This is a genomic window from Mesorhizobium sp. M4A.F.Ca.ET.050.02.1.1 (assembly GCF_003997725.1).
GTDB lineage: Bacteria > Pseudomonadota > Alphaproteobacteria > Rhizobiales > Rhizobiaceae > Mesorhizobium.
On the sequence record NZ_RZSG01000081.1, the window covers coordinates 1 to 13,527 of the forward strand.

1 pseudogene is annotated in these 13,527 nt (G+C 63.7%); it reads left to right on the plus strand.

Annotation, left to right across the window (positions count from 1 at the left end):
- Nucleotides 1-13,527, plus strand: a pseudogene (locus EOA33_RS38935) (hypothetical protein); the annotation flags it as partial.

A 13,527-nucleotide genomic window follows, 5' to 3' on the forward strand; every position in this document is an offset into this window, starting at 1 on the left:
CTGCACGATGCGACCGGCGACGTGTTCGCGCTTTCGGTCGGCGCGCTGGCGGCCGGCACCAGCCTGGCGACGGTCAATGTCGTCCCGACGGTGGCCGCATCGATCGGCGGCAATTCGACGATTCACGCCGGCGGCATCGTCATGCTGTCGTCACACAATTACGAGGGCGAGACGGCGACCGACCGCGGGGCGAAGGCCTATGCGGAAGCCTCCGGCGGCGGCTTGTTCAGCGGCCAGGGCTCGGTTCCGACCGCGCGGTCCAATGCGGTTGCCAACACCACGATCGGTGCCGGCGGCGCATTCACCATCACCGGTGACATCGACATCAAGTCGCGCATTCGCAACTATGCCGTCGCCAATTCCGAAGCGAATTCGTTCGGCGCCGCGGCGGTCGGTGCTTCCGTGGCTGAAGCGGAGGCCAATGGCCAGAGCAACGCCGCGATGAACGCCAACATCGTCTCGGTCACCAACATTAAGGTCGAAGCCCTCGCTGTCAACGGCGCGCTCGCCGTGGCTGAAGCCGCCGGTGGCGGCGTTCTCGGCGCGCTGACGATCAACAGCGCAGTCGCAACAGCCAGCCCATCGTCGGTCAGCGCCTCGATCGGCAACAACACCTCGATCCAGTCGGCGCGCAATGTCCGGCTCAAGGCACAGGCGCAAACCGAAGGCGACGCCAAGGTTGTCGGTATTTCGATAGGCGGCATTTTCGGCGCTGGCGCTTCGGATGCGACGACCAATGTCAGCCCGACTGTTGCAAGCTCGATCGGCGCGGGCGCGGTGATCAATGCGACCGGAGATATCCTGGTCGAAGCCTCCGCGTCGCCGATCCCCGGCGTTCAACCGACCTACGAGATCCTCGATGTCGATGGCACCGCCAACACGATCACGGTCAACGGGCACGGACTGGTGACCGGCGACACGGTCGAATATGATGCCGGAAGCGGCGGCGCCGTCATTCCCGGCCTCAACTGGCCGGACCCGGCCGATTCGGCTGTGAACCGCCAGTATAGCGTGATCAATGTCGTCAATGCAGGCGTGACAGATCCGAACACGCTCTATTTCGGCTCCGTCTTCAACGCCGCCGACATCGATCCAGACACCGAGATCATCGAGTTCGCGGGTGGCCATAATTTCCTGAGCGGCGATGCCGTCCGCTACTATCCGGGACCGGACGAAACGGTCGACAGCTTTGGCCTGACCGAGGGCAACCTCTATTATGTGCTGGTCATCGACGGGTCGCACATCAAGCTGGTGAGCACCTTCGACAAGGCGGTCAACCCACAGAACTACCTCAAGAATTTCCAGCCGGACGACGTCGCGGGCAACAGCATCACCATATCCGGGCATGGCTTCGTCAACGGGACGGCGGTGACCTATGAGGCGCCGGACGCGCGCACCTTCGTCAGTCGCCAGGTGGACGTCAATTCGAACAGCCTCAATCCCGACGGCTCGCCAATCGCAGATAGCAACGCCGACAACATCCGCTTCTTCGACGATGATGGAAATGCGCTGGCGCACGGTTTCGCCGAGGGCGAGCACGTCGTCTATGACGTCAAGAATGCGAACGGCGGAACGGGTCTGGCGATCAGCGGCCTGGTCGACGGCCAGACCTATCGCGTGCATGTCGTCAATTCCTCGACGATCCAGCTCAAGCGTAACGACGCGATCACCGAAGAGGTGCAGTTCGTTCGCAATGCCGCTGGCGACCGTATCATCCGCACTGACGGCCTCAACTGGGCCGACAACGGCTTCGCAGCCGGCACGCTGTTCATCGGCGGCGGCGGCGCCAATTCCGGCACGTTCACGATCGCCAGCGTATCCGGCAGCACGCTGATCCTTACCGTCGCGAACAGCGTCACCGAAGACACGCTGACGAAGACCTTCGATCAGCCGATCATCGCGCTGAACCCGAACAAGGGCCTCAGCGCCGATCCCGCCCTCAATGTCGGCGCCAGTGATACGCATTCGCTGGTCAACGCCAAGAATCTGCCGATCGGCGGGCTGGAAGACGGCAAGACCTACTATGTGCGGGGCGTCAGCGGCGCCGGCGACAACACGTTCGAGTTGTGGGATGCGCCGAGCGGCGGCAGTCAGATCGTCCTGACGCCAACGGGCCTGGCCGGGCCTTACGGCAATCACAGCCTTACGGCACTCGCGATCGATATCTCCGACGATGTCGACAGCGAGCAGCAGTTGCGCATCGACATCGGCGACGGCGCCACCTCGGCAGCGCCGGGCCAGTTCCTTTTCGGCCCGGGCGAGGTTCCGCTCAGCGAAATTGCTCCGCAATCGGGCGACGGGGTATCCTCCGCCTACGCCAAGGGGTCCGGCGGCGGCTTCGTCGGCGTGCAGATCAACGACGCCGACATCATCAGCAATCCGAACGTCTCGGCGACGATTTCGGCGACGCAGATCACCACCGTGGGCGACGTCACCGTCAGCACATCGGCGACGACCAACACCTCTTCCTACGCGGTCAACGGCACCGGCGGCTTCGTCGCCATCGGCGACGCCGATGCGCGGAGCTACCAGGACATAACAAGCGCGGCGACGATCAGCGACAACACGCGCATCGTCGCGGGCAAGAACTTCACGCTGGCTTCGGCGAGCAACGCCATCACCAGCGCGTCCTCGCAGTCGAGCGCCGGCGGCGCGGTCGGCCTGGCCGATCCGGTCACCGACGTGCGGATCGAGTACAACACCACGTCTACCATCGGCTCCAACGCCATCGTGCTGGCCGGGCAACTGGCCAAGGGCACGGCGAACGCCTCCGTCGATGTGACGGCCAAATCGACTGCCTCCGGCGTCGGCTTCGGCGGCGATGGCGACGCCATCACGCACGTCAATATTGGCACGCCCGATGGCGATCCGGACGCCGACCAGGCCGACGCCATCGTCTCGCTGGCGGCCAACGCCGTGCTCAGCGCGCGGCGCACCTCGCTTGCGGCGCGGGTCGACAAGTTCCATGTCTTCTCCGGCAGCGACGGGCGCGGCGCCGGATTCTATGGCGAAGGCGAGGCGGAAAGCACGATCACGGCACGGCCGGATGCGCAGGTGCGGATCAATGCCGGCGCCGACCTGACCGGTTGGGAAGGTGTCGACCTCATCACCCGCTACAACGACGTCGTCACGCATGCGAAATCCTATGCCCGCTCGACGGGCCTGTTCGGCTTCGTCGATTCCGACGCGCATAACGACACCGACGTCTCCTCCGAGATTTTCGGCGCGGCAGGCGCCTTGGTGACAGCCGGCCCGCGCGACAACAACGATGCCGTGCTCGGACACCCGGATTATCCGCAGGAACCTGGAAGCTCGGCCGAGCACTTGGCCCTGTTTGCCTCGACCGTGAACGGCTCGATCTCGCAGACGGATGACGCCGATCACAGCAAGCGCTCGCTCGCCGCCGGCGGGTCGAGCGGCAGCAGTCCGGATGACAGGCCGCAATCGATCAACTTCAATTCCGACGTGCTGATCCTTTCCGGCCGTTCACCCGAACTGGTCGTCAAGCAACTGGTCATCGGCGCCGACGGCGAGATCGATGTCGCGGTCGAAGTGTCGGTCAACGACACCGCGGGCGGCGGCAGTGCCACCGAAGGCCAAGGCAGCACGATCCAAAGCAACGACATTGTCGTCAACGACATCGTCAATCCGGGTCCGGGCGACGTGGTTTTCGATTCGAACTCGATGACCGGCGCAGGCGGCACCTGGACGTTCCGCGATACGTTGCAGCGCGTGTCGATCCGCAACGAGTCCGACAAGGACATCATCATCAACAATATCGATGTCGTCACCGACGAGCAGCCGCTGGCATGGCTCAATCCGTCGCAGAGCGTGACACTGACCTTCAACGTGGTGCGCGAAGTCGCGCCGACACTGATCGAGATCACCGACACCGGTGGCCATTCCGATATCTACATCAATGGTACGATTGAGAACCCGATCGGTACGACGTCGATAGTCAACACGGACGGATCGGTGCTCGCCACCAACGATCGCGGCGTCACCGGCAGTGATGGCCGCCAGTCGCTGATCCGCACGCACATCCTGAACATTCGCGCCGACGAGAACATCGGCGCGACCGGCACGCGAGTGAACATCGACATCGTCGACAGCGCCGGCCTGCCGCTCGGCATGGGCTTCGACACCGGCCGTGTCGCTGGCTTGACGAACCAGATCTTCCTCGGCGTCGAGAACCGTTTCTATACCGGTCAGTTGGTGCGCTACGATGCAGTGACCACCACCATCGGCGGGCTCACCGACGGCGGCTACTATTACATCATCGCTTCGCCCGATGGGCAGAGCGTCAAGTTGGCGACCACGTTGGCAAACGCCCTGGCCGGCACGGCCATCGATCTGGCACCGGCGGGCGCGCTGACCGACCTGCACAGCCTGATTTCGGCGGAAACCTTCACCGCTGACGCGCTCGGCAACATCAGCCTCGACCTCAAGGCGCTGCTGCGCGAGGCGCCGGCCGGCGGCTTCTACGTCGTCGAGATCGACCGGATCAAGGCCGGCAATACGGCGGATGTTCTGCTGCAAGCCAGCATTGAACAGTTCGGCGACGGTCAGTCCGGCGGCCTGCTGGTCAAGGCGCCGGCGTTGCCTGCCGGCGGACAGACCTACTACAATTTCTTCCGGCCGGATGCGGGAGCCATCCCGTCGCTGAGCCGTGGCGTCTTCGCCACCGGCAACACGGAAGTCGCGTCGACCTATGATTTCCGGGGCCTCGACCCGACAACCGGCCTGCGCACGCTGCCCGGGCTGCAAGCAGGCTCGGTCGTCGCTGGCGGCGACATCATCGTCGCGGCCGCCAATCCGGCGCCGGCGGCAACCACCGTCAACGTGCTTGGCATTACCGAGATCGCCGGCAATGGCGACATCGACGTGCTGACCAACGGCTACATCGCGCTGACCGAAAAGACCGGCGACATGCGCGTCGAGCGCATTCGCTCCAATGCCTCCGATGTGCTGCTGTATTCGCCGCGGCGCATCCTTGATGCGCGCGATGACAATGGCGACCCGGCCTTGATCGAGGCCGATGTCTCGGGCCGCAACATCACCATGGCCGCTGGCGTCGGGCTGTTCAATCCGACCCATTTCCAAGTCGCTGCTCAGGTGCTCAACCCGACGCTGCTTGACATCAACTCGCCCTTGGGCGGCATTGGTGAGCCGAGCAATTTCCTCGAGATCAACGTTGATAACCGCAATGGCGTCGGTGGGCTTGGCGTGCTGCGAGCTTTCGACATCAGCGCGGATTCGACGCTGGGCATCTTCCTCGACGAAGTCGTCGGCGACATGCATGTTCATACCGTCCACACGACCCGTGACGTGTCGCTGAGGACCGTCGCAGGCTCGATCCTGGATTCACGCAACAACGGCGCCGGCGACGACTTTGCCGACGTGATGGGTCAGACCATCGACCTCGACGCCAATGGTGGCGGCTCCATCGGCGCCTTTACCAACGATCTCGAGATCGATTCATCGCGCGGTTCGAGCGATGACGACGTCGCGCTTGAAGCCGGCAACAACATCTACCTGGCCGAAGCGCCGGAGGTTCCCGGCGGCACCGCCGGCAATCTGCGGCTGGTGCTGGCGCACGCCTATGATGGCGATATCCGCATCACGGTGCGCGAAACCTCGGCTCAGGGCGAGAACCTCGACCTGCTGCACAGCGGCAGCGCCCGCTTCGGGGAAGACGGCACGACCTTCCCGACCTTCCAGCCCGATGCGTCGCGTGTCATCACGCATGGCCAGATCTTCGCCGAAAAGGGTTCCGTGCTGCTGCGCGTCGGCGACGACGTGACGCTCGACTCCAACAGCGAGACGCTGGCGGCCAAGAGCATCGACATCTATGGCGACGTGTCGGCGACCGACGAGGTCATCCATGCGCTCGTCAATCTGGATGTCGCCTTCGGCACCGTGATGGTGCTGCGTGGCCGTATCGTCGCCAACGCGACAGTGACGCCGGGCAACAAGACGATCGGCGCGCCGGTCGGCTCGGCAACGCCGACATTGACGGCCGACCCGGTCACCGGACCGACCGTACTGACCCGGATCTTCGGCAACACCGATGTCGACACGATTCAGTTCGGCGACACCTCGGGTGCCGGCGGCACAAACACTCTCGGCAGTCCCGGCTACGTCTTCCTCGGCTCGAAGACGCGCGCCTATGGCAGCCAGGACCTCAATGCAAACAACGTCGATGGCGAAGACCGCTTCCGCGTCTACTACCTCCAGGATACCGCGACGCAAACCTCTCCGAACATGCAGACGGCGGCCGAGCACACGCTCACGCTGGACGGCGTGTCGGGCACCGATGTCTATGAGATCTACACCCTTGGCTCCAACAATCCAGGCCAGGGCACCGCAGGCACCGACTTCCAGCGCAACTACGTCATCAACATCCTCGACAGCGGGCGCTCCATCGATGGTGTCGATGAACTGACCATCTTCGGCTACAACTCGTCGCAGAATGGTCTGGTCGGCGGCAACAAGCCGATCGACGACATCTTCCTCCTGCGCGGCGCCAACTACCTGCCGCACGAATCCGCCGACCGTCCGGCCTACGTCGCCATGGTCTACGGGCAGCCCAAGACCTATGCCGACACTATTGAGGACAATGAGCCCTCGAACGAGGTCGCGCGCATCAATTACGACACCGCGCTGAATGGCCGGATCACCGTCGAGGGGCAGGGCGGCAACGACAATTTCTACTCCGACGACACCTCGGCGATCGTTTCGCTGCAAGGCGGCGCTGGCGACGACTCCTTCAACATCGGCCAGATATTCGGCAACAAGCGCACCGGCGATCCGGAAAACGGCGTCACGCCGTTCTTCGGCGGCGGCCTGCTCGACCAGGACGTGTTCCCCGACATGGTGGCTACGACACGCGGCTGGTTGAGCCCCGGCATCAGTGCGCCGATGGTCGCGCAGGGCGGCACCGGCAACGACGAATTCCGCGTCTATTCCAACCAGGCCGAGCTGCGGCTCGAGGGCGACGACAACAACGACCTGTTCATCGTCCGCGCGTTCGCCATCGCGGCGGTCGCCAACCAGGACTGGAACGGTGACGGCACGATCGATCAGGACGACCTGCCGGCGGTCACGCTCGATACCAACGGCGATGGCGCGATCAATTTCGCCGACGCTGACTCGACGCCGGACGACTACACCGACGACGTCATCGTGCTGGACGACTTTGGCGTCGCCAAGCCAATCATCGGGCTCGGCTTCTCGGTCGCGCGGGCGCCCGATATCCGCGCCGGCGGCGGCGAGGACGAAGTGCAATACAATGTCAACGCGCCGGTCTCGGTCGACGGCGGCACCGGCTTCGACAAGCTGGTCATCCTCGGGACCGAATTCGCCGACGATTTCGCCATAACCGAAAAGGGCATCTTCGGCGCCGGCCTCAATGTTCGCTACACCACGATCGAAGTGGTCGAGGTTGACGGACTTGAAGGCGACGACGAATTCTTCGTTCAGTCGACGGCTTTCGGCGTGGCCTATCGCGTTATCGGCGGTCTGGGCTCCGACACGATCAATGTCGCGGGTGATGTCACGGAAGACATCATCACACGCGAACTCGAAGGCGCGTCCGGCGCCGTTGATCACCTCGTCACCTCGGGCGATCCACTCTACGATGGCGTCCTGGTCGACGGTTTCGACTATCACGTGGCAGGCCCCGAAGAGGGCATCGTCCGCATCGACGAAACGGACGGCTTCACGGCTGTTCGGGAAGGCGGACCGCGCAATGTCGACAGCTACACTGTCAGGCTGGCGGTCGCGCCGCTGGCCGGCCAGATCGTCTATGTGACGATTGCGGCGGCACGTTCGCCGCAGCAGGAAGAAGACGGCACCCTGATCAACCCGGCACCGTTGCCGAATGGCATCGGCGACACGATCTGGCTTTCGACGCTGGATCCCGGCGCCGTGGGAACCGACGGCGAATTCCAGCATGTCATCATGATCAACGGCGTTCCGACGATCATCAACGATCGCTCGATCGTGCTCGCCTTCGACAGCACCAACTGGGACACGGCGCAGAACGTGTACCTCTACGCCCCCGACGATCTGCGCGCCGAGGGCGATCGGGTGGTCGTCATTCAGCACAGTGTCATCTCCGACACCAGCGGTGTCGCACCCGCAGTGCTGGCGGCGGCCTATCCGGACGGCGATCCCTTCGACGCCGCGGATGTGCGCAACGTCGAAGTCGACCTGCGTGACAACGACACGCCCGGAATCTATGTCACCGAAGTGGCGCCCGGCACCAATACCGAAGATCGCCGCTCGCTCGTCATCGAAGGCAATGCCACGACCAAGCTGAATGACGAACTTCTGGTACAGCTAGCCACGGCGCCCGAAGCGACCGACACGATCGTCGTCAAGTTGTTCGTCAACGAATTCAGCGACGAAAACATCATGATCTACGACGTCGACGATCCGAACGATCTCGACGGCCGCATGTTCAAGGGTGCCGACGGCTACTGGCGCATTACTTTCGACAGCGGAAACTGGGACGATGCGGTGCGCGTCGGCATCGAAGCGCGCGACGACATCCCGCGTGAGGACCCGCATACGGCGGCGATCTTCTTCCAGCTCGACCAGGCGCTGACGGTCGACGCCGACCACGACTACGTATTCCCGAACCTGCGCTCAGGCCCGGGCTATGTCGACATCGACGTTATCGACAATGACAGCGCCGGCGCGGTCGTGCTGGAGAGTGAAGGCAATACGCTGCTCAACGGCGACGGATCGGACACCGACGACTATACGATCCGCCTGACCAAGGCGCCGTCGACCAGCGTTCACGTCGCGGTGCTTACCGACGGTCTGGCGGATGTCGTCAGCGTCAACGGGATCGCGGTCACGCCCGGCTCGGGGTACGAGATCATTGGCGGCCTCAGGCCAACGCAGATATTCGACGGCAATCTTGTCTTCTCCAACGATGGTGGCCTGGGCAAGGTCACGCGCGGGGTCGGTGCCGATCTCGGCAGCTTCGTTGATGAAGGGTTCTTCGTCGGCCAGCAGGTACGCATCGGCAATGCCGGCGTCGACAGCGGCGATTATTTCATCACCTCGATCGATGCGGATGGAAAGTTCTTCAAGGTCGACAAGCTGTTCGCCACGACAGGCGCGCAGGCCGACGTCATCCTGTCCGATCTGGCGCGGGACGGTGAGTACACCGGCGATATCCGCTTCGAGCAGGTCATGGAAGAAGGTATTCCGACCTACCGGATGACCATCGACGGACTTGGCGAAGAGGACGATGGCTGGCTGGCATTCGGTTTCCTCGAGGGGCAGTGGATCCGCCTGTTCGACTCGACCGACAATCTGATCGGCGACTTCAAGATCGCGATCATCCGCGGCGACAACGACACCAAGGACACCACAATCCAGATCACCGGCACCAATGTGGCGCAGATCCTGCCGCATCTGGGCGACACGCTGAACGACGTGCGTGTGGTTCGCACCGCCGCCGTGGCTGTGTTCACGCCGGCCAACTACTACCAGCAGCAGACTATCGAGCTGCGCGCCGACACCGAATACGATGTGCCGATCACTCGTGAAGGCGTCAAGGTCTTCCCGGTTTCCGGTCACTATCTGTCCAAGCTGCGCGGACCGCTGGCTGTCGAGGGCGGCGTCACCGGCGCCGACCGTTCGCTCGAGAACGGCCTCAAGCTGCCCGGCGAAGCCGACGACTTCCTGATCGCGATCGGCCAGCAGCCGCCGGAATCGCAGCAGATCGACGTGCTGAACATCTTCAACGACACCAGCAAGGAAGATGTCGGCGGCGTCATGACCGAGACGACGCTCACCGGCTTCAACATGGCTGACGATCTGAGCCTGGGGCTTGGTGTGACCGGCGATCCGACCTTCGGTGAATCCGGCTTCTTCCCAGGTGGCATCAGCTTCGGGCGCATCAGCGTCGACTCGAATGGCGATTTCGGCACCGACGACACCAAGAGCACCATCGAGGTGGTCAACCTGATGCTCGGCGAGGGCAACGACGAGCTCGTCATCGAAGGCACGCTCAATCCTGCGCCGCCGGTTCAGGTGACGAACACGTTCGACGTAACGGCATCCGGAGCCAATGGCGGCACCATCGTGCGCACCGGCTTCGACTGGAAAGCCATGGGCTTCCTCGTCGGCCAAACGGTGAAGATCGACAACCTGGCGGGCGTCTGGACGATCCTCGCCATCAATGATGCGCTGATCGATCCGGCCAATCCGGCCGAAGGCGCGGATCCGAATGACAACTCGATCCTGGTTCTGGGCGGACCGACGCTCGTCGGTGTGGCGGACGGGTCGCATACGATCACCGCTTTCGACAAGGATGTGATCACGCCGAACAAGTCGGTGGATGTGGCCAGCACGACGGCGGGTGGCATCATCACGCGCACCGACGGCGGCAACTGGGCCGGCTTTGCGGTCGGAGACTTTATCTCGATCGATGAGGATTTTGCGAAGGGCGAGTATCAGATCGTGGCGATCGCCGGCGCGGTCATGCACGTCATCGGCGGGCAACTCGCGCCGGTCTCGGAAGCGCCGCGCACGATCAATCGCATCAACCCGGTGACCAATGCCGTGCTGCAGACCGTGGTGGCCGAAGTCGACGTCGACCCGACCTATACCGGCGGCATCGTCACGCGCCAGGACGGCGTCAACTGGGCCGATGAAGGCTACCTCGCCGGACATCTGGTGACCATGGTCGATGCCGACGGCAAGCGCGACTTCCGCATCATCGAGATCTCGCAAGACGGCTTCTCGCTGACGCTCGAAGGTGCGCCGCTGGCGACGCAAAACGACGCGGTGAAGAGCTTCTATGTGCAAGGCCAGCATGGCGGGCTGACGCTCGTTCATGGCGGCGGCAACATGTATCTGGAAAGCGCCGGCCCGATGAACATCGCCGCCGGAACCGGTGGACAGATCATCGTCACCCGTCAGGACGGCCGCGACTGGTCGGAGGACCGCTATCAGGTCGGCCAGGTGATCCAGCTTGCGGGCGAGACCTATACGCGCACCATTCTGGCGATCGCCGACGCGACTCTGCCGGCGCCTGCCAACTCCGCGCTGACATGGGGTGACGGCAGTGTGCTGGTGCTCAGCGCACCGAACACACGCGCCGGCCAGCCAGCCGGCACCGTGCTCGCGCCCAACGCGTTCAACATCTATGCCGAGCGTTCGCTGCACGTCGCAGAGCCGCGCGTCATCACCGGGACGGCGACCGTCAACATCGCCACCAACAGCCTGACACGCAGCGCCGGCAGCTGGCTGGCGGATGGCTTCCATGTGGGCCAGAAGGTGCAACTGAGCGGCTTTGCCGGCACGTTCACCATCCAGGCGCTCAATGCGACCGTGATGACCCTGCAGAGCGTTGCGCTGACGCCGAAAGTCGGCGTTGCGATGACCGTTTCCGGTACCGACGTCACGCTGGACGGCGGCGCCCGCATCGGCGGCGACCACATTGTCGTCACCGGCGGCGCCGGACCGAACTCGCCGCTGGTCATCTATGGCGACACCGGCCAGGACGGCATCTGGTATTCCGGCCAGGCGCACAACGTTTTGGGTATGGAATTCGGCGAGAAGCCGTTCGATCCGTTCCCGGAACTGCAGGACGGCGAGAATGAGGATGACGAGTGGGTGTTCCCGCTCGCCAATCGCTACAAGTTCGCCGGCAACGACATCATCGACGCCAGCGCCTTGTTCGCCGGCACGCCATCGGCAAACCTGCCGAGCGTCGGCCTGACGATCTATGGCGGCGCGGGCAACGACACGATCTACGGCAGCCAGGCTGGCGATCATCTTGCCGGCGGTTCCGGCGACGACCTGATCATCGGCAACCGCGGCACCGACCACATCTATGGCGACAGCGGCGTGAACGTGAACATCTTCACGCGCCAGCTGTTCATCGATACGGTCGATAACAGTCCGTTGCCTTCGGCAAATCCGGACACCGACACCAACGGCACGACGATCAAGCCGGTCAAGTCGTCGGTTCGTGACCTGATGGATGCGGGCGACGACCTGATCTTCGGCGATGGCGCCTCGCATCTCGGCTATGGGCCGAGTTCGGTCGCGGCTGCCGGCGTGCTGGGCGACTTCGACGACATCATCTTCGCCGATCACGGCGTGATCGAAATGTTCGTCGACGATCCGAACTTGCCGTCGGCTTTGAAGCAGCGCATCCAGACGACCGAGCTGGTGCTGGTCACCGGCGTCAAATCGGCCGAACTGCAGAATGGCGGCGACGATGTGGTGTTCGGCGGCCTCGACCGCGACGTCATCGTGGGCGGCGCCGGGCATGATCTGCTCGACGGTGACCAGCAAGACGATCGCGTCTTTGGCGACAACGTCTACATGTCGCGCCAGGGCGGCGCTGACGGCAACCTGTTGGACGATACGTTCAGCCTGCGCTTCCAGACGCTGGCCGGAACTTTGCTGTACAGCCGTACCGACCGGCCGATGCCGGCCGGCCTCGGCACGGTCAATGCCGACAACAGCGGCCTGCTGCTGGTCGACAGTACCGCTCGGCGGTATCGCGATCCGGACGGTGCTCCGTGGTGGAGCGAGTATTCGGTCGACTACGCGGCGCTGCATACCTTCGCCTTCGACGAGGGCACGGTCGGCGTCGGCAGCTTCGGTAACGACTACATCGCTGGCAGCGAAGGCCATGACGAACTGTTCGGTCAGCTCGGCCATGACGTGGTGCAGGGCGACGGCGGCATCGAGCTGGCCTTTGCCGGCACCTCGCATGTCGGCGCATCGCGCACATCCGGCGGCGTCACCGATCCGATCGGTCCGCTCACGGTGATCGCCTCCTTCACGGCGGCGACTGACGGCCAGGACTACATCGAAGGCGGCGGCGGTGACGACCAGATATTCGGCGGTCTCGGCCAGGATGATCTGATCGGTGGGTCCTCGTCCTTCTTCAGCCTCACTGATCCGAATGCGCGGCCCGACGGAGACGACTACATTTTCGGCGGCGCCGGCATCGAGATCGACCGCAATGACGACAATTTGCCGAATGACGGCACGCTGATCAATTCGCGCTTTGCTCGCGATGCCGACTCCATGATCGGCGACAACGGCAACATCGTGCGGATCGTCGGTGTCAATCACACCGACATCAATCCGAACGGCACGGCCGGCCAACAGCTCTATGTCCAGTTAAATTACGACGTGAACGACCCGGCGCGCGCCGGTGGCGAGCGTCTCGTCGTGCGCGGCATCCATCTGCTCGACTACACGCCGGGCGGCCCGGACTTCCGTCCGGACCTGTTCTCCAAGAACAACCCGAACGATCCCGCCTATCGCAGCGAATTCGGCATATGGGCCAAGCAGGACATCGGTGGCCATGATGAGTTCCATGGCGAGACCGGTGACGACACCGCCTATGGCGGCGGCGGCCATGACCGGATGTTCGGCGATGCCGAGAATGACGACTTGATCGGCGGTTGGGGGAATGACTGGATCTCCGGTGGTACCGGTGAGGACGGCATCCTGGGCGACGACGGCCGCATCTTCACC